At 60.9% G+C, this 23774-nt stretch carries 24 protein-coding genes; 9 read left to right on the top strand and 15 right to left on the bottom strand.

The features are described from left to right. Nucleotides 1-63: 63 nt before the first annotated feature. Complete coding sequence (locus tag ACVOKO_RS01010; RefSeq protein ID WP_062167490.1) at nt 64-954, top strand: DNA-binding protein; 891 nt, start codon at nt 64-66, stop codon at nt 952-954. An 854-nt stretch (nt 955-1808) separates the two neighbouring features. Next, entirely contained in the window at nt 1809-2060 is a 252-nt protein-coding gene (locus ACVOKO_RS01015; protein ID WP_346496402.1) for a DUF3653 domain-containing protein, read from the top strand. 117 nt (nt 2061-2177) lie between these two features. Here the strand turns inward: ACVOKO_RS01015 and ACVOKO_RS01020 are convergent, their stop codons facing one another. The 8 genes from ACVOKO_RS01020 to ACVOKO_RS01055 all read right to left on the bottom strand — a co-directional run bounded on the left by ACVOKO_RS01020 (nt 2178) and on the right by ACVOKO_RS01055 (nt 7843). Next, nucleotides 2178-3542 carry a zonular occludens toxin domain-containing protein gene (locus tag ACVOKO_RS01020; protein ID WP_346496404.1) on the bottom strand — a complete coding sequence of 455 codons (1365 nt, stop codon included), beginning with the start codon at nt 3540-3542 and terminating at the stop codon, nt 2178-2180. A 1-nt stretch (nt 3543) separates the two neighbouring features. Then, nucleotides 3544-3873, bottom strand: coding sequence for a DUF2523 family protein (locus ACVOKO_RS01025; protein ID WP_346496406.1), 330 nt, complete (start codon nt 3871-3873; stop codon nt 3544-3546). After that, on the bottom strand, nt 3873-5252 hold the full coding sequence (locus tag ACVOKO_RS01030; protein WP_346496408.1) for a hypothetical protein: 1380 nt from the start codon (nt 5250-5252) through the stop codon (nt 3873-3875). The genes ACVOKO_RS01025 and ACVOKO_RS01030 overlap by 1 nt, the downstream gene beginning before the upstream one ends. A 124-nt stretch (nt 5253-5376) precedes the next feature. Further along, nucleotides 5377-5628, bottom strand: coding sequence for a hypothetical protein (locus tag ACVOKO_RS01035; RefSeq protein ID WP_346496410.1), 252 nt, complete (start codon nt 5626-5628; stop codon nt 5377-5379). Nucleotides 5629-5998: 370 nt separating this feature from the next. Beyond that, a complete protein-coding gene (locus ACVOKO_RS01040) occupies nt 5999-6292 on the bottom strand; it encodes a single-stranded DNA-binding protein (RefSeq protein ID WP_346496412.1) in 294 nt (97 codons plus the stop codon). Next, nucleotides 6289-7170 carry a rolling circle replication-associated protein gene (locus ACVOKO_RS01045; RefSeq protein WP_346496462.1) on the bottom strand — a complete coding sequence of 294 codons (882 nt, stop codon included), beginning with the start codon at nt 7168-7170 and terminating at the stop codon, nt 6289-6291. Before ACVOKO_RS01045 ends, ACVOKO_RS01040 begins: the two co-directional genes overlap by 4 nt. Nucleotides 7171-7348: 178 nt before the next feature. After that, nucleotides 7349-7546, bottom strand: coding sequence for a hypothetical protein (locus ACVOKO_RS01050; RefSeq protein ID WP_346496414.1), 198 nt, complete (start codon nt 7544-7546; stop codon nt 7349-7351). A 159-nt stretch (nt 7547-7705) separates the two neighbouring features. Continuing rightward, nucleotides 7706-7843 carry a hypothetical protein gene (locus ACVOKO_RS01055; RefSeq protein WP_346496416.1) on the bottom strand — a complete coding sequence of 46 codons (138 nt, stop codon included), beginning with the start codon at nt 7841-7843 and terminating at the stop codon, nt 7706-7708. Between the two features lie 135 nt (nt 7844-7978). Here ACVOKO_RS01055 and ACVOKO_RS01060 point away from each other — a divergent pair, with 135 nt between their 5' ends. Both ACVOKO_RS01060 and ACVOKO_RS01065 read left to right on the top strand, forming a co-directional pair. Continuing rightward, on the top strand, nt 7979-8350 hold the full coding sequence (locus ACVOKO_RS01060) for a DUF3693 domain-containing protein (RefSeq protein ID WP_346496418.1): 372 nt from the start codon (nt 7979-7981) through the stop codon (nt 8348-8350). Between the two features lie 810 nt (nt 8351-9160). Beyond that, entirely contained in the window at nt 9161-11314 is a 2154-nt protein-coding gene (locus tag ACVOKO_RS01065; RefSeq protein ID WP_346496420.1) for a TonB-dependent siderophore receptor, read from the top strand. 137 nt (nt 11315-11451) lie between these two features. On the opposite strand, the gene ACVOKO_RS01070 is transcribed toward ACVOKO_RS01065, so the two are convergent. The 7 genes from ACVOKO_RS01070 to ACVOKO_RS01100 all read right to left on the bottom strand — a co-directional run bounded on the left by ACVOKO_RS01070 (nt 11452) and on the right by ACVOKO_RS01100 (nt 19289). Next, nucleotides 11452-12189 carry a copper homeostasis protein CutC gene (locus tag ACVOKO_RS01070; RefSeq protein ID WP_346496422.1) on the bottom strand — a complete coding sequence of 246 codons (738 nt, stop codon included), beginning with the start codon at nt 12187-12189 and terminating at the stop codon, nt 11452-11454. Beyond that, on the bottom strand, nt 12186-13193 hold the full coding sequence (locus ACVOKO_RS01075) for a glycosylasparaginase (RefSeq protein ID WP_346496424.1): 1008 nt from the start codon (nt 13191-13193) through the stop codon (nt 12186-12188). Before ACVOKO_RS01075 ends, ACVOKO_RS01070 begins: the two co-directional genes overlap by 4 nt. Before the next feature lie 23 nt (nt 13194-13216). Beyond that, nucleotides 13217-14257: a glucokinase gene (locus tag ACVOKO_RS01080; RefSeq protein ID WP_346496426.1), complete on the bottom strand. Its 1041-nt coding sequence runs from the start codon at nt 14255-14257 to the stop codon at nt 13217-13219. Nucleotides 14258-14346: 89 nt separating this feature from the next. Next, nucleotides 14347-14733, bottom strand: a complete 387-nt coding sequence (gene crcB, locus ACVOKO_RS01085; protein WP_346496428.1) for a fluoride efflux transporter CrcB — start codon at nt 14731-14733, stop codon at nt 14347-14349. 36 nt (nt 14734-14769) lie between these two features. Beyond that, complete coding sequence (locus ACVOKO_RS01090) at nt 14770-16065, bottom strand: replication-associated recombination protein A (protein ID WP_346496430.1); 1296 nt, start codon at nt 16063-16065, stop codon at nt 14770-14772. A gap of 125 nt (nt 16066-16190) precedes the next feature. Further along, nucleotides 16191-16829 carry an outer membrane lipoprotein periplasmic chaperone LolA gene (gene lolA, locus ACVOKO_RS01095; protein WP_346496432.1) on the bottom strand — a complete coding sequence of 213 codons (639 nt, stop codon included), beginning with the start codon at nt 16827-16829 and terminating at the stop codon, nt 16191-16193. A gap of 93 nt (nt 16830-16922) precedes the next feature. Further along, nucleotides 16923-19289 (bottom strand): DNA translocase FtsK, encoded by a 2367-nt coding sequence (locus ACVOKO_RS01100; protein ID WP_346496434.1) that lies wholly within the window; start codon nt 19287-19289, stop codon nt 16923-16925. A 288-nt stretch (nt 19290-19577) separates the two neighbouring features. On the opposite strand from ACVOKO_RS01100, the gene trxB reads away from it, so the two are divergent. The 5 genes from trxB (at nt 19578) to infA (ending at nt 23644) form a co-directional block, all read left to right on the top strand. Beyond that, on the top strand, nt 19578-20546 hold the full coding sequence (gene trxB, locus ACVOKO_RS01105) for a thioredoxin-disulfide reductase (RefSeq protein WP_057626373.1): 969 nt from the start codon (nt 19578-19580) through the stop codon (nt 20544-20546). Nucleotides 20547-20578: 32 nt separating this feature from the next. Beyond that, entirely contained in the window at nt 20579-21430 is an 852-nt protein-coding gene (locus tag ACVOKO_RS01110; RefSeq protein ID WP_346496436.1) for a hypothetical protein, read from the top strand. Nucleotides 21431-21462: 32 nt separating this feature from the next. Further along, nucleotides 21463-22596, top strand: a complete 1134-nt coding sequence (locus ACVOKO_RS01115) for a GNAT family N-acetyltransferase (protein WP_346496438.1) — start codon at nt 21463-21465, stop codon at nt 22594-22596. Continuing rightward, nucleotides 22593-23327, top strand: coding sequence for a leucyl/phenylalanyl-tRNA--protein transferase (aat, locus tag ACVOKO_RS01120; protein WP_346496440.1), 735 nt, complete (start codon nt 22593-22595; stop codon nt 23325-23327). The genes ACVOKO_RS01115 and aat overlap by 4 nt, the downstream gene beginning before the upstream one ends. Nucleotides 23328-23425: 98 nt before the next feature. After that, nucleotides 23426-23644, top strand: coding sequence for a translation initiation factor IF-1 (gene infA / locus ACVOKO_RS01125; protein ID WP_005409596.1), 219 nt, complete (start codon nt 23426-23428; stop codon nt 23642-23644). Nucleotides 23645-23774: the final 130 nt, after the last annotated feature.

Consider the following 23774-nt stretch of genomic DNA (forward strand, 5'->3'; position numbering starts at 1 on the left):
TAATCATCACTTATCGTAAGTACGTAATCAACAGAGTAGGGCACCGATACAGGAGACGTCAGCATGGCCCGCGGCATCACCGAATCCGATGTTCACACCGCCGCCGACGCGCTGGTTGCCAATGGCGAACGCCCGACGGTAGAACGCATCCGCGCGCACTTGGGCACAGGATCACCCAACACCGTGACGCGGTGGCTGGACACTTGGTGGAAAAATCTGGGTCTTCGACTGCAGTCGAAGCGACCAGATTTGAAGGACGCGCCGGCGGTCCTAGCCGAGTTGGCCGGTCAATGGTGGGCGTTGGCATTGCAGCATGCCCGTGAATCGGTTTTGGAAGAGCTTGCCGGCGCCAGACAGTCGCTTGCGGCCGAGTATGACGAGCTGCGGGTGCAGCAGCAGAACTTCGCCGAGGAAGCTTCCGCGCTACATGCCCAGGCGACAGCCTCAGCCCAAACAGAACGCCTGGCGCTGACCCAAGTGACGGAGCTTCGGCAGCTCGTCGATCAACTTCAATCGCAGCTGACAGAGTCGACACAACAACGTGCTTCTGTGGATCAGCGGCTGGAGCAGCTGGATGTGGCAAAGCAGACCCTCGAGGCCCGGTTGCACGACGAGCGAGAACTGGCCAGATCTGAACGCGAGAGCCTGATGGAACACGCCAGATCTGTCGAAAATCGTGCTGCACGGGAAGTCGACCAAGCCCGTCAGCAGATCAAAGACCTACAGACCAAGTTGGCTTCTGCAGAGAAGCTTCGCGTTACAACCGAACAATCACTTGCCAGTGCTTTGAAGGCTGCCCAGAACGCAGCGGCGGTTTCCTCTAAAGAAGCGGACCGGCAACGGGCGAAGTCCGAGGTCCTGGAGGAACAACTGAGCAAAATTCCTGCTGCTATCGAGGCGGCGTTGCGTGGTAAACGTAAGCTGCCAGCCCCTAGGAAGGCGAAGGCAAAATAGTCAATGTCTACGTCTGTTGACTAGAATTCCTACGGCATCACGCTGAGCCGTCTAGCGTATTGCGTTTGACAACATACGCAAATTTCTACGTTCGGTCACAGGGTGACGGACTTATCTGCTTCCAAACCAGCAAGATCTACCTGCGCGCGACGAAATTGTCCGCAGTAGACAGCCGTCAAGGGGCCCAACGCCCCTGCGCCGGGGCATGGAGATGCACTAATCGACAGAACTCGGGGCGAGCGAGAGGCTAAGGATCTGCAGAAGGGGATCGCCGCGTCGCGTTGAGGATGCTTCGGTCCAAACGTCCGAGACCCCTAGTTGAGTTGGAAATCCAGCGGATGCGCGTGTTTTCTGTGTCACCCAGATGAAGGCCAACGTTGGCCCTCGAATCTCATTGATCCGCACCAAAGCCCAAATATTGTGGGCTCCGAGGCCGAGTAGCGACACCTCACCGCCGTCGGCTGCCTGACACGAAAAACACGCGATCAAGGCCCGTAGAAGGCCCTGGGCTACACTATGGAGGGGCCTTGAAAGGGCGCCTCTGGCCCGTTGCACATTGCCGGCCTGTCGTTTGGCGGACGCGGCGAGTAAGAACATCTACCTAATCGCGACGAAATTATCCGCGGTAGACAGCAGGTCGAGCAAAAAGTACATCTTTAGTTGGCGGAAAAGTACATCTCTAGTTGTCCCGTCAGACACGAACTAAAAAAACTGACATGAGATGAGATCCAAAGCCAGACCCAGCTGATCCGCCTATAAACCATTTCGCATAATGTATATTATGTTAAATATTGTCCGGACATGGCTGGCCCGCATCTTGCAGCCCCGATGGCTCTTGACACGGAGTCTGCAACATGCGTAATCGCAAACTAACCGGCCCATGGGCCGGTTTTTCGTTTAAGTCGGGCCGATTGGTGACGCCCGAGGGTCGCGAGCTGCTGCCGGAGGATCTGGCATGGCTTGGCCTTACCGCTGCGCTTGCCCAAGAGTACCGGCGACTGCTGGACCAAGAAAAGGAGCTCGCCAAGGGGGTGATCCGTCGATCAGCGGAACCATGCCCGGTTGTCCCATTGCTACCGGCGCTGAGGCGCTCCGGGCGCGTGTGAGGCGTTTCCCGTAGGGGCTTGGCCCCTACACCCCAAGTACCTGGTCGAGCTCGATCGGGACCGCCCGGAAACCCTTGCAGGCCAAAGGTTCTGAAAGTCGACTTTTTTATGGCCAGCTCAAAGTGTGCTTGTCGGAGGCGTGTAGCCACCGATGGTCTGAGCGGGATTCATAGGGAACACGTCAGCCCGAGCACCCGGCTTGAAGCTGACAACAGATCCACCCGTTCCAGAACTGCTAGAGCGCTGTGGATGCCCCGTAGGAGCCGTTTCCCGCTGCTGTGCACCCTCGCCCTTGCTCCGAGCTAGAAACGGCTCGTACTGGCCGTGACGAGCGATGGTGGCGCATGTATCAAAGTCAATCTCATAACGCGTGCCCTGCTCCGTCTTGCAGCCACAACTCAACTCGCGTGAGTTGCCCTGGGCATCAATGCCGGGACCAGCCACCATACAGAAAAGGCGCGGCGATTCACCGGGTACAGCTAAACCGTCATACGCGGGCGCGGACCAAGGTTGTGCAGGAACTCGCGGAGAGAACGACTCGACGTACTGCTGCGGCGTGCCCCTGTCACGTCGGCCTTCGCTACGGCCCGTCGTCGCCCCCTTCGCTGCCGCTCCGTCGGCTCCTATGTCCTTCGCTGCGGCCTTGCTCGATTGTGTGCCTGCCATGCGTTCGTCAATCCGTTCTTTCGCGAAGTAGGCAGAACCGAGGGTCCACACCACAAGAAGGCCCGCAGCCCAGTAATACCACGGCACGCGCTTTTCGCTGGTGTCGTACTTGGTCGAGGTGTAGAGCTTGAAAACCTTGGTCGGGTACTTACGGCGAGTATTGGTGAGCGGCGTGGCTTTATCAGGGTTCGACTCAAACCGGTCCCAGCGCTTCATGTGCACGAACGGCAGGCCGAAGCGACGGCGCACGTGGTAGTGCTCTTCGATCAGGTCATGCAAGAAGTCATCCATCTGCTTCTTTGGAGACTGGCAGATCATGATGAAGTCAATGCCGAAATGACGGTGCTTCGCCACACGCTCTACATGCCGAGGCAAGAACCGCCCGGCCGGCCGACGCGGAAACATGCCGCTTTCATAGGCCTCATCAACCAGAATGATCGCGTTCTCAAAAGGAGGGTTGATGCATTCGTTTGCCAGCCTCTGCATCTCAGCGCTCTCTAAAAACAGCTGAAATGCTTCCTCTCTCTCCTTCGCGCCACCGGCAGACAAGTACTGCTGCGAATCCTTAAATTCCGCGATGCGCCGCAAGTAGTCCGGGTGATCCGCCCACCCTTTCAATTCTTCCGGCGACAACGGAAGCGCATGCGCTGCTCCGTGGTTGAAGTCACGCACGTTGCAAACATACAACTCACGCACCGGATGCTTAGACGGATCTTCCGCATGCAGCTTGTCAGCCTTTGCCTTCATCTCCAATGCGCGTTCGATTGCCAGAACGGTTTTACCGTGTCCTGGCTGACCGGTGAATTGGTAATACATATCAGCCCCCTGCGTTGCCGATCATGGTTTGCAACTGCTCAATGCCAACAAGGAACGCTCTCATCCCGTACTTGGCTACACACGCGCTCAGAATCATGATGACGAAAATATCAATACCCATGGCGCCGATGAGCTGCGCCACCTCAGACGACAAGGCCGACGTATAGCCGCGAACAAAATCCTTGACCTCTGGCAACACCTGCACATAGGTGACCCACGTCAGGCCGAAAGCTGCCAACACGCGAGCGACGATAAAACCAGCGGCTGCTTTTAGAAGAGTGAGGACGTGACCGGCGTAGCCGACCAAAAGCGTTTTAGCTGTCTCCCACATTAGTCCTTCCCTCCCCAACCCATGAGAATTCCTAACGACATAAAGGCACCCAAGAAGAGAAGGCACGAACGTGCTACACCCAGAATCTGACACCATGACTCGGCGTCAACGGAAAAATCGCCGAATGACGTCGAGATGGCCTCAAAGGTCGGACACTGCGTCGGCATTCCTAGACCGCCCGTATCGATCATGGAAAGCCCTACCTTGACGGTCTTGTTGTAATCCTCCGGATCCGGATCGGAATCTCCCTCACCGCCACCGGGAAAGTCGCCGGCACCAGCACCATCACCGAAACGACCCTCTGCCTCACAGCGCGCCTGATACTGCTGCTGCGCAATTGCACACAAGACCGGGTCACCACCGGTACAAGTAAACCCACCTTCGCAAGTTCCGCCGCCTACGCTACCGAAGTCACCCTTACCGCCCTCCCCTTCGCCATCGCCCTTACCAGAGCCATCACCACTACCGCCATTGCCCTCGCCGTCTGAGCCGCCACCGGCAGCGCCGCTACCCTTGTCGCCGTAGTTGGAAACGTTATTGGTGATCTTAGAATTGTCGGTGTTGTTATTGATCGTGGTCGAAACAGTGCCCTCGCCCTTCTTCTCCCACTCGCCACCGTTCTTAGGCGGAACAGGTGGCAAGTTGACGGGCTTATCAACGGGAGATTTCGTCATCGCCTCGTTGCCGCTTGTTTTGGTCCCATGCTCATCAGCGTCCCAACAATACTTTTTGCCGGATGCACCAGACGCACAGTGTTTACCCTCTGGCGTCACGCACTGCGTCAACGTGCCCTGCGTTACGCAAACGTCAGGCTGCGGAGCATCGGGAGGGTTGGGCAGTGACTCGCATATAGCGCCGGTAGGGCGCAGCCGCTTAGCGTGCTTGATGATGCGATCTTGGTTGAAGAAGCTGAAATCAATGCTGTTCGGATTCAACGGGGCAACATCATCGGGTACGTACGCACAACCTTGCTGACAATACGACGGCCCCTGATAGCTGGCGTTCTGCAGCACCGCCCGTGATTCGCAACTACCTCTGTACTCGAACTGGCAAGAAGTTGAAGGTACTGCGCCTTCGGATGAGATGCAGACAGGCGTACTAGGGTTAACGAGAACTGAGGCTGCGAATACACCCTTTTTAAGTTCGGGAGGACCAACAGATTCACGACAATTGATTTCTACGCGAGGCCAATTGTTCGCAGTCACAGGGCCATACCTAGTCATGGTCCTGGCAATAGCGGCGTTACATAGCGCAAACGCTTCGCCGCGATCTACAGCACGCGCAGAGCTGATGCCCAACCAACCAAGCACGGCGATGACCAGCAGCACTACGACGCGGCGCACTGCGACAGTCACAAAAATACGCGCAAGCCAGTTCATACCTTTTCGAACGCCAGCCAGAGGGCGCCGAGGATTGCGATGATGACGAAATACCCGTCCATTTATCTCTCCCATGCAGAAAAGAAAAAGGGCCCACCCCGGCCCCTTGTCACGCGCTTTTCGATTACTTGGCGCGTTTGAGGTACATGAAGGCGACCAGCAGGAACACGATGCCGATAAGCACCTTCAGGATCGCGGAAACATCCGCACGGATGCCCGAAACCTCTGTCAGGGCCTCGGCACCCAGACCGTCCTGGGCGAACGCCAGACCAGTGAACAGGGTGCTACCAATGGCGGTAGCTGCCTTGCCATAAGCCCCCTTGATCTTGGGGCCGTAGGTGGAGCCGAACTTCTTCATTGCATTGCGATACTTCATGGGTGTCCCCCTCTGGGGTTGTGGTTGATGGACTTACGGTTTTGCGGCGTCGGCTGTTCGAACGAGCAACCGAAACCCCACGCCCAACACCCAAACCGCGGCGATCTTCCACGCGATGGCAAGACCATCGGCAGCCGACATGTACGGAACAAAACTGGGTGGAAGGGCGTAGTACGGATGGGCACACTCCGCCGTCTGAACGTCGTAGTCCTCTGCATTGCAGGCGATGTAGAGTGTGGGCCCAGACACGGTTATGCCCCCTTCTTTCGGCTAATCAGGCCATCAACAATGCCGCCGCAGAGAACGCCCACAAGGACGCCGAAGGCGAGCACTACAGCCGGATGCGTGGTGTAAAGAAGGGTCATCATTTTCAGGACGCCTTAACAGGCGGCGGAACCTTTTCGTCAATGGCAATCAGCTTGATGCCACGACCAATCTTCAACCGCTCGTATTCGTCGGTGACGAAGCTGGCCGGATCAAACGTGTACATGCCGGGCCGATACGGATGCTCACCGGCTTCAAGAGAAATCTTGAACGGCTTGGGAAAACCGCCATCGTTGTCGAGAATCGCTGCAACCTGCTCATTGAACTGCATGGCTGCACGCTCACCGCGAGCGGGGATCGACTTGGTCAACACTTTGTCCGAAAGAATTTGGATCTTCATAGCTCTATCACCTTCCACGCGATTGTCCGGCCGCCAAAAATGGTTACTCGCCACGGTGAGGGCCAGAATTCACCGGTGAGTTTGTCGAACCACCCGCCAAGCGCTTTGCGAATGTCGGCAGCAGCGCCGAGGATGTCGCGTGCAGAAACGGGTGCTCTCCAAAAGCGCAACTCGCGCTTGGATTCTTGATTCAGGCCACCGCAGCCATGCGTGCGAAAGCCTTTGGGAAAATGACCAGCCACGATGCTGGTGAACTTGCTTGCGTACTTGGCGAGATAGCCAACGGCGTTGCGCGCCTTTTCGATCTGGCTTGAACCATGCGGCCACCAGCCACGCTGATCGACCTTGCCGAAGTACATGCCCTGGGGAATCCAGATCAGGACGTGGTAATGGGGGATGCCGCGCTTGGTGAGTTCTCCCACCCAGAGGTAACGGAAAACTTGACCCGCAAACCGTTTGGCGCGGGATCGAGTGACATTGAAGTAGCGCCGCATCGCTCGCAGAAGGTCGCTAATGTCACGAGGGCCGCTATTGCTTCCGTCTCGGTAGGTGAGCGTAAGCATGTACCAAGCGCCCCGGAAGCCCGTTGCTTTCGATTCTTCATCGTGGAGTCTCGCGGACGTGATGACAGACTTTTTCAACCGCTGCGCCCGAGCCAGCAGAGGGTCTATTTCGATGGATACGCGACCGGTCTTGGGTGCGTCTGGACCACTTGTTTTATAAGGGACAAGCCCAAGGGCCAGCGCTTCGCGCTGGCCCTGTGGACTCAATGCGACCGGAGAGGCAGCGTAGTACTCAGCAAGCGACGCAGAGCCGCCGCGCTTGGACTTGTGGACCTGTTCCGACGCGCGCTCAGTGCGATGCTGCATGGCGCGCATGTGGCCTACAGACGCGTCGAACTCATCAAGCGCCGTGCGCGGCTTGTGTGCCGCCACGTTGGCATCAATGGTTGATCGCAGCCGCGTAAAGCACGGTTCGCACATGTCGCCGCGATGGATCTTTCTGGGACTGCCGCAGATGCCGCAGAAGGTGCCGTAATAGCGATAGGGTTCAGCGTCACCGGCCATAGCGGACCTCGTAGATCCGACACGCATTGGAATTGCCAGCTATGCAGGCGTTCTCAATATCAACCTTTTGATTCCACTCCTTGGTCGTGCCGTCAGCGATGAAGTACGCACAGGCAAGACCGATAACAATTCCGCAAACAAAGCCAGCGACGCCAGCACAGCCGAAGGTTTCCCAGAAGTCACCCATGGGTCACCTCAGCCTTCGAAACGGCAACGAGGCAAGCAGCGCGGTACGCGGAATCAACACGCGCATCCCGGCGACGGATCACCCAGCCAAACAAACGAGCAGTGCCGACGGAGAACAACACGACGGCGCAGAAAAGGCAGAGCGGAAGGATCACGGCACTCATTTGGAACCGCCGATGAGAGCGATCCGCTCATCAATGGCAGCTTCAACCTGGGCGACCTTGGCGGCATCGCCGAGACGCGCCCAGTGGCGGCGAACAGCGTACAGCTGGTGCAGCTTCAATCCGTCGAGTTGCATAGCGAACTCCCCTTCCCTCCCCTACCCGGTAGACCGGACACCCGGTGGGGGTGCACCGGGGCCGGTGTGTCTAGGTCGACTAAACACGGGAGGTTGTATAGTTCTGCGATACATCCATGTCAAGGAAAACTAAACATGCAAGACGTAAATAATTTGCTTGACAAAGTTCGCGAAACCTGCTCTATACCGTCGGACAACGCTTTGAGCAAAAAGCTTGGCGTAACGCGGGCACTGGTGAGTGGGTGGCGCGTAGGACGGTATTCGGTACCCGACGAGCGAATTGCGCAGCTTTGCGCTATGGCGAAACTCGACGGTCCTGAGTGGGTTGCACGGCTTCACGCGGAAAGAGCAGAAACCGCAGTGGAACGCGCACTGTGGTCAAAGATGCTGACCCGGCTTGCTGCAGCAGCGATTTTCGTTGCACCACTGACAGCATTGGCTGCTGAAAAACCCAATCAAAATCAGGTATTTACGCCTGAAAAATCGCCCGGTATGTATATTATGTAAATAACAGGCCAGCCTTATTGGCTATGCAGTCTCCAACTTCATGCCAAGCCGAAGGATCTGCGTTGATGATCCTGTGCACCTACTTCTTGCCCGGCCTCGCTCGGCAACGGCCATCTTGGATTCCTGGTTGGCTAGCCGTTTGGGGTTATCGCGCGCAGTAGCCATGCCGCTGGGAGCCAAATTCTCGCTAGATCTGGCACGCCTGGACCAGGCTTCTCCTCAGATCTCGCCAGTCCACAGCGCAGCAGTTCGTTGGCCGCCCGATATGGCGCTCTGGCGGCGGCAGCCAGCATGGACTTGACTGCCTTTCCAATAGATCCCACGGACTACACCGCGCTGATGTAGATCGTCGGCAACGACAGTAGCTGATCAGATCTCCGGCTGTGCGCATCAAAGTCGCCTCGTCACACGTTGCTCGTACCGTATGTTGCCGCTCATTGAACTCCGTATCGGACTACGGCGTCGCGGTAGCGTCTTCGGACTCGGAGCGAACCTCACTAATATAGTGACTCGTCACAATTATTAGAGCATGTGTCGCACACGGCTCCGATTGCAGCCGAACCCAAAGAACCGCCTCAACGTGGCCAGCTCTTTTGCTTTCTGGGCCGCTCGACCGCTGCAATAGCGTCGGCGGCCAGCGAATACAGCGCCTGCCAATCGCAGTTTCCACTGCATCTCGCCGGAAGACGGCTCGCACTCCAAACCGAATATTGCTATTGAGACGCGTTCGCAATAGGATCGCAGCCGTGCTTCTGCCGGCAGGCTGCCGCCGCCCTGCCCCTCTCTGCGTTTCTCGCCAAGGCCACCTTCTTGCTGCCTCGTCTCCTACGCGTGCGTTTTCCGCGTCATTCTGCCCTGTACGTCTGTCTTAGCGCTGCCTGCCTGAACGTGCAGGCGCAGTCCATAGAGAATGCCGCCTCCGGCCAGACTGCCAAGCAGGCAACCGAACTCGATACGGTTCAGGTCAAAGGCGAGCGGCTGGGGTTGGATCTCAACCTTGATGCCAGTGCCGGCGCCCTGGGCACCAAGCGGCTTTTGGATACCCCGTTCTCGGTAACCGTGGTGGTACAGGAAGACATTGAAAAGCGCGCCGCAACGACGTTGGGCGATGTCTTCATCAATGATCCGTCGGTGTATGCGGCGGAGCCTTCCGCCACCACCGCTTGGTGGGGTACGCAGATACGCGGTATCGGCGTAACCAACCACTATGTGGATGGCGTGCCGATGATGATGGAATGGGGTGGCGAGTATCCGCTTGAAGCGGTCGAATCGGTGCAGGCGCTGAAGGGCCTTGGTGGCTTCATGTACGGCTTCGGTTCGCCTGGCGGCATCATCAGCTACCGGACCAAGCGGCCTACCACCAGCCCGATGTTCGTCACCACGCTGGGCTGGCGCAATGACAGCGCCTGGTCCGCGCGCGTGGATGCCAGTACCCGTTTCAACGGGCCGGATTCGTTCGGCGTACGCGTCAATCTGGCCAAGGACGGTGGCGAAGCCTACAACGGCGCCGGGCTGGATCGTGAGGTGTTGGCGATAGCCGTGGAGCAGCCGATCGGCGACGCGCTGGTCTGGCATGCCGAAGTGCTGCGCGAAGACAACAAGCTCAAGCATGAACCGATCTACTTCTACTGGGACAGCTATGCGGGCGATCGCCTGCCACGCCCCACCTACGATTACGAGAACATTCGCGTACGCAATTCCTATTACCGCGCGAAGACCAGCAATGCCACCACTGGCCTGCAATGGCGTGTGAGTGAGGACTGGAACGTGGACTTCACTGTCGGTGGCAGCCGACGCGAACACTACTCGAACAAGATGTTCGGCAACCTGCTCAATGAAGCGGGCGATTACGAAGGCAGCGTTTACAACTTTGCTGCCGATCTGCGTAGCAGCGTCGCCCAGGTCCTGGTCAACGGCAGCGTCCAAACCGGCACGGTTCGACATGAACTGGTGTTCGGCGCTGCGATGCAACGCAGTTGGGACCGGTGGGGAAACGACTGGTACTGGAGCAATGATTTCTCGGGCAATCTGTACCGGCGCCAGGACTTCATCTCGCACCACGTTCCGGACTTCAGTTTCGCAGCGGTGAGTTCGGATGAGCGGCAGAAATCGGTGTTCGCCAGCGACACAGTGCACTTCGGTGAAAAATGGCAGGCGGTACTTGGTGCGCGCTACGTGGACTACGAACAGCGCGACAAGGACGGCGACCCGACGGTGGATTCACGATACGCAACCTCGGCACTTACCCCAACGCTTGCGTTGATCTACAAGCCGGTGGAAGCGGTATCGATCTACGGCAGCTACGTGGAGTCGCTGGAATCAGCGGGGCGCGTAGGCGTTGACAGTTCGCCACCTTATGCCAATGCCGGCCAGGTGCTGGACGCGACCATCAGCAAACAATACGAAATAGGCGCCAAGTACCAGAGCGGCAAGTTGGGCTTCACCACGGCCGCATTCCGCGTCGAACGTGGTGCGCAGATCGACCAATGGCGTGACGGCCAACGCTACCGGGTGCAGGACGGCCTCACTCTGTATCGCGGTGTTGAAGCGATTGCCAGCTATGGCGTAACGGAGAGTCTGGATATCGGCTTGGGTGGCTTGTGGTTGGATGCCAGCCTGGAGGATCTCTCGCCGGAGAACACCGCGCTGCGCGGCAATCGCCCGGCAGGTTCCGCGCCGCGAAACTACGTCGGCAACTTCGAGTACCGCCCTGCCCCGCTGCCAGGCTTCAGCCTGCATGGCACGGTCCGGTATTCCGGGGAGCAGTATTACGAAGATGCCAACCGCATCCTGATACCAGGGCGCACAATCACCGACCTCGGCTTCCAGTACCGCACCACGCTCGCCGGCCGCGATGCCACGCTCACGGGCAATCTCAACAACGTATTCAATCGTAGATATTGGAACCTGGACATGCTCGGCGAGGCACGGAACGCATCGTTGGGTCTGCGCATCAACTGGTAGCCCAGGACTCAAAGCCTGGGTTTGTCCGGGCTTCCGGTATTGTCCGCTTACAGCGGCGGTTTGCCGCCTATGGCGCCTGTCCTCGCCGACTAAAGTGTCTCGTCACTTTAATTGGCGAGAGATAAAGAAAGCCAAGCTCAGCGCAGTTGATCCAAGGCTTGGCGCAATGCGCTGACCTGGGCGCTTTCGGTTTGACTCCAATCGTTGTCCAGTCCCTGCAAGGCAGGGTTCTGGTAACGCATGGCGGACCGTTGCCGCGCCTTGGCCGAGGCATGCAGTTGCAGGCAGCCTGTCTGGAGGGCGACGCCGGCGATGTTCTGCGCGTTCAACCCTGCCCCGGCCATCAGTTGCAGGCGTGGTCCGGCTTGTTTGACCAGGTTGGCAAGCGTTGCGCTGCCTTCGGCGGCGCTGGCGTGGCCGCCGGAGCTGAGGATGCGTTTGATGCCCAGGTCGGCTATCTGCTCCAGCGCTGCAGGCAGGTCGCGTGCGGCGTCGAAGGCGCGATGGAAGGTAATGTCCAGTGGCCCGGCAACACGCACCAGTTCGCGGCACAGCGCTACGTCGATCTCGCCATCTGCAGTCAATGCTCCTATGACCACACCGTCGCAGCCCAACTGCCGGCAATGGGTAATGTCGCGCAGCATGATCTCCGTTTCCACCGGCCCGTAATGGAAGTCGCCCGGACGTGGGCGTATCAATACGTAGAGCGGAATCTGCAGGTGCTCGCGCGCCACCGCAATGCTGCCGGACGAAGGCGTGGTTCCACCCTGCTCAAGGTTCTCGAACAGCTCAATGCGGTTGGCGCCACCTTGTTGCGCGGCCAGCGCGGACATCGCCGAATTGCAGGCGATTTCCAGCAGATACGGCGAACTCATGCCTGCGTGCTCGTGTACACGGAGGCTGATTCAAGCAAGGCATCCTGTTTGCTGGTGTCGCATACCGCGTACACAAAGCCGCGATGCAGCGCATAGGCGCCAACTTCGCCATTGCGGTTCATTGCCAGGAAGCAGACCTGCAGGGTGCGGCTGGCCTCGGGTCGCTTGCGAACCACGCGCTGGATGGCTTCGCGGCAGGCTTCAGCCGGTGAGCGGCCTTGCCGCATCAGTTCAACCACCAGGAATGACGCCGCGTTGCGCATCATCTCTTCGCCCATGCCGGATGCGGTGGCGGCACCTACTTCGTTGTCCACGTACAGGCCGGCACCGATGATCGGGCTGTCGCCGACGCGGCCGTGCATCTTGAAGGCCATGCCACTGGTGGTGCAGGCACCGGCCATTTCGCCCTTGCCATCGATGGCGATCATGCCCAGCGTGTCGTGGTTGTCCTTGTCGCCGGGAATACCACGGCGTTCGGCATTGATCTGCGGTGCGTAGTGCTCGGTCTTCAGCCACTCGCGCCAGGCTTTTTCAGCTGCCGGCGTCAGCAGTTTCTGCCGCTCATGGCCCTGCTGTATCGCGAACTGCTGCGCGCCCTCGCCTACCAGCATGACGTGCGGCGTTTTCTCCATCACCGCGCGGGCGACGCTGATGGGATGCAGGATGTCGACGATTGCCGCAACCGAGCCGCAGCGGCCATCTCCCGACATGATGCTGGCATCCAGGCTCAGCACGCCGTCGCGGTCAGGATTGCCGCAATGGCCAACCGTGGAATTGCACAGCTCGCTCTCGGCCCAGCGTGCGCCGGCTTCCACCGCATCCAGTGCACTGCCGCCTGCGGCCAGTACTTTCCACGCCGCCTGGTTGGCACCCACGCCGAAATCCCAGGTAGACGCCACGCGCGCGCCGTTGGGTGCAGCGGGTGATGCGAGCAACCCGGGCGCCGTCGTACCCAATGCGCCAAGCAAGGCGGAGGTCTGCAGGAACTGTCGGCGGGTCGTCATCGCTGGAATCTCCTTGGTTGCGCTCAGCGCGTTGTGCGCTTGTCCACGTGCCAGGCCAGGGCACCCAATACTCCCAGCTCGCCATGCTCAACGCGCCAGACGGGAACATGTCTGAGTGCTGCCGACAGGCGGCCTTTGGCAAGGAAGCGTTGCTGGAAGCCGCCTGCGTGCAGCGGCCCGCTCAAATGGCCGGTGATGCCGCCGGTCAGATACACAGCACGCGCGCCAAAGGTTAGGGCCAGATCACCGGCCAGGCTGCCCAGCCAGGCGCAGAAGACATCCACGCTTTGGGTCGCAAGCACGTCGCTGCCGCTGCGCGCCGCATCCACCAGTTCGGCTGGTGTTTGCCACTGTGGCGTGCTGCCGCGCAGCTCGCACAATGCGCTGTACAGCGTGATCAGACCGGGGCCGGATAGAACCCGTTCGTTGTCGATGTGTTCGTAACGCTGCGACAGCAACCGCAATACATCGTGCTCCAAGGCGTTGGAGCCGGCCAATGCCGCGTGCCCGGCTTCGCTGGGCAGCACGGACGGGCTACCGCCCGGCAGGTAAACCGCAACACCCAAACCGGTGCCCGGCCCCAGCACTACGGCCGGTCCGGCAGCTTCCCGCCCGGGCTCGCCACAGATCAGGTGCAGCGAGTCGGCCTCAGCATGTGCCATGGCCTGGGCAACGGCGACGAAGTCGTTGATCAGCTCCAACGACTGCAGCCCCGAATCACGTTGGGTTGCCGCCAGCGATACCGGCCAGGCGAGATTGGTATTGAGCAGGTTGTCGCCATCCATCACGCCTGCAATTGCCACCACCGCGTGTGCAATCGGCGGCGCGTCCGTTTCGCGCGCCAGCCAATCGGCATAGTCACGCAGAATCGCGGCGAGGCTTGGATGCTCGGCACAGGCGTATTTGCGGAAACCGTTGACGCTCACACTGCCATCGGGCAGGAGCCGGGTCCAACCCAGGCGAGCGTAAGTGCCGCCGACATCGGCGCCGATGATGGTGCTTGTGGGGAGCGAACCTGCGACTGCATCGGTGCGGACTGCGTCTGACGACGCCGGGGTACTCATTTTTTTGCCCGCTTCTGCTGCATATCCGGGGAACGCTCGATTTGTGGTGGGCGCATGATGCGGGATCAAACGTGGCATTGAAAGCGGCTTCAAGTCAGGTGTCGCAGCACACGCCACGTCCACCAGCCAAAGGCGGTCATCGACAGCGAACCGGCCAGGTGCAGGCCAATGGTCAGCAGGCCCCAGCCAAGCTGTTGGCGCTGCAGCAGGTACACCACTTCAGCGGAGAACGTCGAAAACGTGGTCAGGCCACCCAGCAGTCCGGTGACCACAAACAGCCGCCATTGCGGTGACAACTCCGGCCGGCTGGCAAAAAAAGCCAGCGCCAGGCCAATCACGTAACCGCCCAGCAGATTGGCGGTGAGTGTGCCCAGCGGCACGCTGTTGTGCAGCGGGTTCAACCAAAGGCTCAATCCGTACCGCAACCAGGCACCGAGAGCTGCGCCAACGCCGATGGCCAGGAAGGAAAGCCACATGGGTTCAAGCTCCAGTTGCAGATTGGGCCGTGGCGGTCATTTGCGTTGCGCGCGTGCCTGTTCGCGGGCGGCGCGCAGGCGGTCGAGCTTGTCTTTGAGCTTGATTTCCAGGCCGCGATCCACAGGCTTGTAATAGACCTGTTCGCCCATGTCATCGGGGAACGCGGTCTGCTCCAGTGCGATACCGCCTTCGACATCGTGGTCGTACTGGTAGCCTTGGCCGTAACCCAGCGTTTTCATCAGGCGCGTGGGTGCATTGCGCAGATGCATTGGAACCGGCTGGGTGCCGTACTTGGCGATATCGGCACGCGCCGCATGCAGGGACATATACGCCGCATTGGACTTGGCGGTGCTGGCCAGATACACAACGAGGTTGGACAACGCGATATCGCCTTCCGGGGCGCCGATGCGGTCGTAGGCGTTCCAGACATTGATCGCCATTTCCAGCGCACGCGGGTCGGCCAGGCCAACGTCTTCCACCGCCATGATGGTCAGCCGGCGCAGCAGATAGGACGGATCGCAGCCGCCATCGAGCATGCGGGCCAGCCAGTAGATGGCACCGTCCGGGTTGGAGCTGCGCACCGATTTGTGCAGCGCCGAGATCTGGTCGTAGAACTGTTCACCGTTCTTGTCGAAACGACGGGTGCGGTCGGCCAGTACCTGCAGCAGTGTTTCCGGGGTGATTTCACCGCCCTCGCCCGCTGCCAGTTCGGCGGCGATTTCCAGCAGGGTCAATGCGCGGCGCACGTCGCCATCGGCGGCGCGGGCGATTTCCAGCAGCGACTCGGGCGAGACAGTAATTTCCTGTTCGCCCAGGCCGCGCTCTTTGTCGGCCAATGCACGCTGCAGCGCTTCGACCACATCTTCGGGCGAGACCGATTCCAGCACGTGCACGCGGCAGCGCGACAGCAGTGCCGAGTTCAGCTCGAACGAGGGGTTCTCGGTGGTGGCGCCGACAAAGATGATCGTGCCGCGCTCGATATGCGGCAGGAAGGCATCCTGCTGCGCCTTGTTGAAACGGTGCACTTCGTCCACGAACAACACCGTACGGCGGCCGTCGGCGAAGCGATGCGCGGCTTCGGCCAGCACCTGGCGCACGTCCGGCAGGCCGGACAGCACCGCAGATATCGCCTTGAACTCGGCATCGGCGTACTGCGCCAGCAGCAAGGCCAGCGTGGTCTTGCCACAGCCGGGCGGGCCCCACAGGATCATCGAATGCACACGCCCGGATTCAACCGCGCGGCGCAGCGCCGTGTTGGGTGCCAGCAGACGCTTCTGGCCGACCATTTCGTCCAGCGTACGCGGGCGCATGCGCTCGGCGAGCGGACGCATGCTGTCCCTGTCCGCTGTCAGCAGGTCGGCGGGAGCTTCATCGAGAAAGATATTTCGGGATCTGGCCACGCCTGCATTCTAACAGCGTGGCCGCCCTGCCCCGGCCTCGGCAGCCGGGCTTGGGTTCAGCGTTCGCCGACCACGTCGACGTCCTTGCCCGGCACGAAACGGAAGGTGCCGGCAGCGAAGCTGGGGTTCTTCTTCCAGCCGCTGAAGGTGATGATGGTGCGCTGGCCAACGGCATCCACCAGTTCCATCCGCGACAGGCCACCGCCGGAAAAGCCCAGCGCCGCCACATCAAAGCTGGCCTGGGTATCACGCTTGGGGGTGAGCGAGAGCCACTGCATGCCATCACGCGGCGCGGCTTCTTCGCTGATGTCGTATTGCTGTTCCAGCAGCGCCGGGTTGATCAGCGCGGTGAGCGGATTGTTCTGCTCCTCGTCGCCCTGCGGGCTGACCCGGGCTTGTTCCAGGTCCGGCTCGTACACCCACAACTTGCTGCCGTCAGCGATGATCAGCTGCGGATGCGGGCGGGTGTATTCCCAACGGAACTGGCGCGGCGCCGACAGCGCAACGCGGCCACTGGACGACTCCTTGACCCGGCCGCGCGAATCCACCACCTGCTGCGCGAACTGGCCATCGAGGCCGCGCAGGCCGTTGGTGAAGGCCTTCAGATCGTCGCGGGCGCCGGCATGGGCGTCCGCCGCAAGGCCGGCGCAAGCCAAGGCAGCAACAAGAACGGTATGGCGCAGGAATGCAGTCATGGCGGCTTGAAATAGTTGTGTCGGTGGTGAGGCAGAGTCTGCCTCTTTCAAACTGAATGGGCGGCAATCACTCGCTGAATGCCGCCCTTCCGTTCAGTGCTTTGGCGGCGGCGGTGCCAGGACGGTGCGGTCGCCATTGTGTTCCGGCGCGGTGACCACACCGGCCGCTTCCATTGCTTCGATCAGGCGGGCGGCGCGGTTGTAGCCGATCTTCAGGCGGCGCTGCACACCGGAGATGGAGGCACGGCGGGTTTCGGTGACGATGCGCAGCGCTTCGTCGTACAGCGGATCGGATTCGTCGCCAGCACTGGCACTGCTTTCCGGCAGGCCGTTGGCGCCGACCACGATGCCGTCGCCCATGGTCTGCACTTCGTCCAGTACGCCGGAAATGTAGTCGGTGGGGCCACTGGCTTTCAGATGCTCAACCACGCGATGCACTTCTTCATCGGAGACAAAGGCGCCGTGCACACGGTCCGGCATGGCCGTGCCCGGCGGCAGGTACAACATGTCGCCGTTGCCGAGCAGCGCTTCGGCACCGGACTGGTCAAGGATGGTGCGCGAATCGATCTTGGAACTCACCTGGAAGGCGATACGGGTAGGGATATTGGCCTTGATCAGGCCGGTGATCACGTCCACCGACGGTCGCTGCGTGGCCAGGATCAGATGGATGCCGGCCGCGCGTGCCTTCTGCGCCAGGCGCGCAATCAACTCTTCGACCTTCTTGCCGACGATCATCATCATGTCGGCGAATTCGTCGATGAAGATGACGATGAAGGGCAGCGGTTCCAGCGGACGCGGCGCCTCGCCCATTTCCGGGTTGGGCTTGAACAACGGGTCCATCAGCGGCTGGCCGGCGTCGATCGCGTCCTTCACCTTCTTGTTGAAGCCGGCCAGGTTGCGCACGCCCACCGCGCTCATCAGCTTGTAGCGGCGTTCCATTTCGGCCACGCACCAACGCAGGCCGTTGCCGGCCTCCTTCATGTCGGTGACCACCGGCGCCAGCAGATGCGGAATGCCCTGGTAGACACTGAGTTCCAGCATCTTCGGGTCGATCATCAGCATGCGCAGGTCTTTCGGGCTGGCCTTGTACAGCAGGCTCAGCACCATCGCGTTGACCGCGACGGACTTGCCCGAACCGGTGGTACCGGCAACCAGCAAGTGCGGCATGCGTGCCAGATCGGCCACGGTCGGGCGGCCGGCAATGTCCTTGCCCAGCGCCAGCGTCAGCGGGCTGGTGGACTTGTCGTATTCCTTGGAGCGCAGCAGCTCGGACAGGAAAATCATTTCGCGGGTGACGTTGGGGATTTCCAGGCCGATTACCGACTTGCCCGGAATCACGTCCACCACACGCACCGATTTGACCGACAGGCCGCGCGCGATGTCCTTGTCCAGCGAACTGATCTGGCTGACCTTGATGCCCGGCGCCGGCTCGATTTCGAAACGGGTGATCACCGGGCCCGGATACGCGCCGACAACCTGCGCATCGATGCGGAAATCCTTGAGCTTGAACTCGATCTGCCGCGACAGCGTTTCCAGCGTCTGTTCGTCATAGCCCTTGGGCTGCGGCTTGGGATCGTCCAGCAGCGCCAGCGGCGGGATGTCCGAGCCGTCGCCATTGACGCCCTGGAACATCGGGATCTGGGTCTCGCGCTTGGCGCGGTCGCTCTTCTCTATCACCGGTGCCGGGCGTGGCTCGATCTTCACCGGCTCGCGCTTGGCGCGTACCTCGGCGTCCACCTTGCGCACTTCCTCGCGCTCCTCGCGCAGCACCCGGGTCTGCTGCCACTCGTTGGCCTGCTCTTTCTTCTTGTTGAGCACCGGGCCCAGTGCCAGCACCCACTTGCCGATCTTCTCCATCACCGTAAACCACGACAGGCCGGTGGCCAGGGTGATCGAGGTGAGCAGCAGCACCAGCAGGAACAGGTTGCTGCCCACCGGCCCGAAACCGGTCTGCAGCGATTTGCCCACCAGCACGCCCAGGCCGCCGCCCGCACGGGCAACGTCACCCGGCGGCAGGCGCAGGTAGAGGAAACCGGTAGCACCGATCAGGAAGCCGACAATGCCGACCAGGCGCAACGCCGGGCCCAGATCGTCCTGGGCACGCTCATCATTCTTCTTCAGGCCGAACATGGCGATCCACGCCACCGCCGCCAGCATCAACGGGATCAGGTAGGCCACATAGCCGAACAGCTGGCGCAGCACATCGGCAATCCACGCGCCAACCTTGCCGCCCATGTTGTGCACGGGCGCAACCACCGAGCCCGACTGTGACCAGCCCGGATCGGTGGGGGAATAGGTGAACAGACTGGCCAGCAGGTACAGCAAGGCCGGCGCGATCGCGATCAACGCAAGGTCACGCCATAACTTCTGTCGACGCGGATTGTCTGCTGCAGCCGCCTGCTTGCGCGCATCAGCGGCAGCCTTGGGGCTCTTGTCGCGTTCCGGGACCTGTTTCGCCACCTTTGACCAGACCTTAAAAATGCACGGTTAGTGATTGATATTAAACGACAGATCGCCGGGTTTCACCCGCTTGCAGCGCATTGCGGTACGGCTGACAGACAGAAAACGTCAAAAAGCCGCCAGATCTGGCGGCGGCAATGCAGGAAACAGCAAAGGTGTATCCAACGGGCCGCGCATTTCCATTCACGTGCCTTGATTCACAGGGGTCAGACCGCCACTCTATTGGCTTGCCCGGACAGTTGCGGAATGTCGCGTTCGGGCCACCAATCCTGACTTTCGCGAGTATACATGAGCACTTCCAGCCTCCCGACCAAGCACACCCGCCTGTTGATCCTCGGCTCCGGCCCCGCCGGCTGGACCTCTGCCGTCTATGGCGCGCGCGCCAACCTGAAGCCGCTGGTGGTGACCGGCCTGCAGCAGGGCGGCCAGCTGATGACCACCACCGAGGTCGACAACTGGCCGGGCGATGCCCACGGCCTGATGGGTCCGGACCTGATGGCGCGCATGCAGGCGCATGCCGAGCGCTTCGACACCGAAGTGGTGTTCGACCATATCCATACCGCCGACCTGTCCAAGCGCCCGTTCACCCTGACCGGTGACAGTGCCCAGTACACCGCCGATGCGCTGATCATCGCCACCGGCGCCACCGCCAAGTACCTGGGCATTCCGTCCGAGGAAGCCTTCAAGGGCCGCGGCGTGTCGGCCTGCGCCACCTGTGACGGCTTCTTCTACAAGGACCAGGACGTGGTCGTGGTCGGCGGCGGCAATACCGCGGTCGAAGAGGCGCTGTACCTGTCCAACATCGCCCGCAAGGTCTACCTGGTCCACCGCCGCGACACGCTGAAGGCGGAAAAGATCATGCAGGACAAGCTGTTCGCCAAGGTCGCCGCCGGCAAGATCGAAACCGTCTGGCATCACCAGGTGGACGAAGTGCTGGGCAATGACGCTGGCGTCACCGGCGTGCGCGTGAAGTCCACCCTCGACGGCAGCACCCGCGATATCGAAGCGCACGGTTTCTTCGTCGCCATCGGCCACCAGCCCAACACCGAGCTGTTCACCGGTCAGCTGGCCATGAACAACGGTTACCTGGAAATCCGCTCCGGCCTGGGCGGCAACGCCACCATGACCTCGGTCGAAGGCGTATTCGCCGCCGGCGACGTGGCCGACCAGCACTACCGCCAGGCCATCACCTCGGCCGGCTTCGGCTGCATGGCTGCGCTGGACGCCGAACGCTTCCTGGACGAAAAGGGCGCCTGAGCGCCTGATGGCGAACTGACAAGGATTGTTGAATGTATCGCGTCGTCTTGATCGCAGCTGCCATGGCGGCTGCAAATGCAGCCGCGGCGGCGGAATCAGTTCCGCCGTCGCTGGCTCCTTCAGAGATGAATCCCATGGTTCGCAACCTATGCCTGTCCCAGGACATGGTTGCGGAGCTGGTGAAGCAGGATCCTGCCTTTGCCTATCTCGGCGGCAGCAAGCGTTCGCTGGCAACGATGCAACTTGTCCTGCAGTCGGCAGACCAGAATCTGCGTAAGGGACTCGACGAAATGCTGGCATCCGCCATTGGGGGTGACGTCAAAAGCAGGGAGACGCTTTCCCCTGCCCTCACCAGCTGCCTCGTTGCTGGCGTACGAATGGCTCCAGAACGCCGCCAACTGGCGTTGACCTGGCTGCAGGAAGATTCGATTGCTGGAAAATCCACCGCCACCGAGCAGTTGATGACACTGACGCTTTTGAAGGAAGTGGAAGGTGGAGGTAGTGCGGCAGCAACTTATTTCCAGCAGTTGCCGGGCAAGACACTCGATACCACCTCTCCGGACAGCGTCGGCATTGGGCTTTTTGCCATGCAGGATATTGCCGCCAACAGCATCATCAATGCGGCGATCCAGTCGTATTACACGCGCTCGCCTCAGCAATTGGCAGGCGTCCCTCAGCCAGCCGTGACGTACCGCTTTTGCAACAACAGCGTGGCCGCGGCGGCGGGACAAACTCGCGGCGTCCATCGTGTCGCGGCGTTTGCAAATGCACGCGTGCAGCAACTGCCGGAACCCGTCTGGAATTGCGATATGGCAGCAATCAAGGAGGAAGTGCGCACCATAAGGTGGGGGACCGACGCGCCCTCCAGCCCTGCGCCTAAATGAACGATGCCGGGCGGATACGCTAGGCTCGATTGATGACGCAACTCCGAGTCCTTTCCCATCTGCGAGACGTCGGTGCACCCGCCTGGGATGCCCTGCACGACGGCAGCAATCCCTTCATCAGCCATGCCTTCCTCAGTGGGCTTGAGCAGCATGGCTGTCTGCGTCCGGAATGGGGCTGGCAGGCCCAGCACCTCAGCCTGTGGCGTGACGACGTGCTTGTTGCTGCCGCACCCGGTTACCTGAAGCAGAACTCGCACGGCGAGTTCGTGTTCGACCACGCCTGGGCCAATGCCTACGCGCGCCATGGGCTGGAATACTTCCCCAAATGGCTGGGCGGCGTGCCCTACTCGCCGGTTACCGGGCCGCGCCTGCTGGCCCGCTGCGACACAGACCGCCAGGCCCTGCTGCAGGCCATCGTTGCGCATGTGCAGGACGATACACTGTCCTCGGCGCACATCAACTTCCATCTGGCGGACGAGAGCCCGCTGTTCGGCCCGCAATGGCTGCAACGCGACGATGTGCAGTTCCAGTGGCAGCGCCGTCCCGGCTGGAACAACTTCGACGATTTTCTTGCCGCAATGGACCACAAGCGGCGCAAGAACATCCGCCAGGAACGCGGCAAGGTCGCGCAGGCCGGCATCACTTTCGTGACGCGTCACGGTGACGAGGCCAGTGCCGACGAATTGCGGGCAATGCACGGCTTCTACCTGCAGACTTTCGCCGAGTATGGCAATGCACCCGCATTGACGCTGGCCTTCCTGCGCCACCTGGCGGCACAGATGCCGCGCCAGCTGGTGCTTTTCCTTGCCCTGCAGGACGGCGAACCCATCGCCGGCGCGCTGTGCCTGCGCGGCACCCATACGCTGTACGGGCGCTATTGGGGTGGCACTGCCCTGCCCGGCCTGCATTTCGAAACCTGTTACTACCAGGGCATTGATTACTGCCTGCGCGAGGGGCTGCAGCGCTTCGAGCCCGGAGCACAGGGTGAGCACAAACTGGCGCGCGGCTTCCTGCCAACCCGGGTGCAAAGCCATCATTGGCTTGCGCATCCACAGTTCCGCGAGGCCGCACGCGACTGGTGTCGCCGTGAGCGCGAAGATCTTGCCCGCTACGAAGCCGATCTGCTGCGCCATTCGCCGTTCAAACAGGAAGATCCATCGCAATGAGCAACAAAGGCCCGTTCCTGCTGGATACCGCCAGCGATGCGCCCTTCCCTCCTGCGGAGCTGGCACTGACGGACCCGGATGGCCTGCTTGCCATCGGCGGCGACCTGAGCCCGGTACGGCTGCTCAATGCCTATGCCGGCGGCATCTTCCCCTGGTTCTCCGAAGGCCAGCCGCTGTTGTGGTGGTCGCCGGACCCGCGCATGGTGTTCCGCACCGATCAGGTACACCTGTCCTCGCGGTTCCGCCGCAGCCTGCGCAACAGCGATTGGAAGATCCGCGCCGATACCGCCTTCGCCGAGGTCATGCAGGCCTGCGCGCAGGCACCACGGCCCGGCCAGGACGGCACCTGGATAACCGATGCCATGCTTGCCGCCTACGTGCAATTGCACCAGCTGGGTTACGCGCACTCGGTGGAAGTATTTGATGACGAGGAACTGGTTGGCGGCATTTACGGCGTGGCCATTGGTCAGATGTTTTTCGGCGAAAGCATGTTCAGTGGCCGCAGCGGCGGTTCCAAGGTGGCGCTCGCTGCGCTGACGCGCACCTTGGCGGACTGGGGCTGGCCGTTGCTGGACGCACAGGTTGAGAACCCGCATCTGCTGCGGATGGGCGCCGACCACCTGCCGCGCGCCGAGTTTCTTCCTGCCGTGCGTGAGTTGGTGCACCGACCGGGCGAAGTCGGCTGCTGGACAGGCAGATTTGGCGAGCTGGCGGCCTGCGCGCTCGCCTGAATACCGGTGCTTAACGCAAACTTTGCATCCTGCGCCGCAAAGGCGTAAAATTCCCGCCCTTAGGCCTATTGGCCGTCCGCAGAACCGCACAGGACTACATGTCGAAAGACGACTCCATCGAGTTCGAAGGCACCGTCAGCGAGACGTTGCCGAACACCACTTTCCGCGTTCGCTTGGAAAATGGGCATGAAATCATCGCCCACATCTCCGGCCGCATGCGCAAGAACTACATCCGCATCCTGACCGGTGACCGCGTCAAGGTTGAGATGACGCCGTACGACCTGACCAAGGGCCGTATCACCTACCGCATGAAATAATGCGGTAAGTAGCGCGTTACCCGAAAGCCAGCCCTCGCGCTGGCTTTTTCGCGTGGCCGAAGCTTCACCTGTAGTGCCGAGCCATGCTCGGCAGAGGCGTTACCGGTAGAGCCAATGCCGAGCATGGCTC

The sequence above is a fragment of the Stenotrophomonas sp. STEN240 genome, assembly GCF_056756175.1.

Excerpts from the sequence above, each read along its gene's own strand:
- ACVOKO_RS01010 (WP_062167490.1), top strand. The coding sequence starts at position 64 with ATGGCCCGCGGCATCACCGAATCCGATGTTCACACCGCCGCCGACGCG.
- ACVOKO_RS01015 (WP_346496402.1), top strand. The coding sequence starts at position 1,809 with ATGCGTAATCGCAAACTAACCGGCCCATGGGCCGGTTTTTCGTTTAAG.
- ACVOKO_RS01020 (WP_346496404.1), bottom strand. The coding sequence starts at position 3,542 with ATGTATTACCAATTCACCGGTCAGCCAGGACACGGTAAAACCGTTCTG.
- ACVOKO_RS01025 (WP_346496406.1), bottom strand. The coding sequence starts at position 3,873 with ATGTGGGAGACAGCTAAAACGCTTTTGGTCGGCTACGCCGGTCACGTC.
- ACVOKO_RS01030 (WP_346496408.1), bottom strand. The coding sequence starts at position 5,252 with ATGAACTGGCTTGCGCGTATTTTTGTGACTGTCGCAGTGCGCCGCGTC.
- ACVOKO_RS01035 (WP_346496410.1), bottom strand. The coding sequence starts at position 5,628 with ATGAAGTATCGCAATGCAATGAAGAAGTTCGGCTCCACCTACGGCCCC.
- ACVOKO_RS01040 (WP_346496412.1), bottom strand. The coding sequence starts at position 6,292 with ATGAAGATCCAAATTCTTTCGGACAAAGTGTTGACCAAGTCGATCCCC.
- ACVOKO_RS01045 (WP_346496462.1), bottom strand. The coding sequence starts at position 7,170 with ATGCGCGCCATGCAGCATCGCACTGAGCGCGCGTCGGAACAGGTCCAC.
- ACVOKO_RS01050 (WP_346496414.1), bottom strand. The coding sequence starts at position 7,546 with ATGGGTGACTTCTGGGAAACCTTCGGCTGTGCTGGCGTCGCTGGCTTT.
- ACVOKO_RS01055 (WP_346496416.1), bottom strand. The coding sequence starts at position 7,843 with ATGCAACTCGACGGATTGAAGCTGCACCAGCTGTACGCTGTTCGCCGC.
- ACVOKO_RS01060 (WP_346496418.1), top strand. The coding sequence starts at position 7,979 with ATGCAAGACGTAAATAATTTGCTTGACAAAGTTCGCGAAACCTGCTCT.
- ACVOKO_RS01070 (WP_346496422.1), bottom strand. The coding sequence starts at position 12,189 with ATGAGTTCGCCGTATCTGCTGGAAATCGCCTGCAATTCGGCGATGTCC.
- ACVOKO_RS01075 (WP_346496424.1), bottom strand. The coding sequence starts at position 13,193 with ATGACGACCCGCCGACAGTTCCTGCAGACCTCCGCCTTGCTTGGCGCA.
- ACVOKO_RS01080 (WP_346496426.1), bottom strand. The coding sequence starts at position 14,257 with ATGAGTACCCCGGCGTCGTCAGACGCAGTCCGCACCGATGCAGTCGCA.
- crcB (WP_346496428.1), bottom strand. The coding sequence starts at position 14,733 with ATGTGGCTTTCCTTCCTGGCCATCGGCGTTGGCGCAGCTCTCGGTGCC.
- ACVOKO_RS01090 (WP_346496430.1), bottom strand. The coding sequence starts at position 16,065 with ATGCGTCCGCTCGCCGAGCGCATGCGCCCGCGTACGCTGGACGAAATG.
- lolA (WP_346496432.1), bottom strand. The coding sequence starts at position 16,829 with ATGACTGCATTCCTGCGCCATACCGTTCTTGTTGCTGCCTTGGCTTGC.
- trxB (WP_057626373.1), top strand. The coding sequence starts at position 19,578 with ATGAGCACTTCCAGCCTCCCGACCAAGCACACCCGCCTGTTGATCCTC.
- ACVOKO_RS01110 (WP_346496436.1), top strand. The coding sequence starts at position 20,579 with ATGTATCGCGTCGTCTTGATCGCAGCTGCCATGGCGGCTGCAAATGCA.
- ACVOKO_RS01115 (WP_346496438.1), top strand. The coding sequence starts at position 21,463 with ATGACGCAACTCCGAGTCCTTTCCCATCTGCGAGACGTCGGTGCACCC.
- aat (WP_346496440.1), top strand. The coding sequence starts at position 22,593 with ATGAGCAACAAAGGCCCGTTCCTGCTGGATACCGCCAGCGATGCGCCC.
- infA (WP_005409596.1), top strand. The coding sequence starts at position 23,426 with ATGTCGAAAGACGACTCCATCGAGTTCGAAGGCACCGTCAGCGAGACG.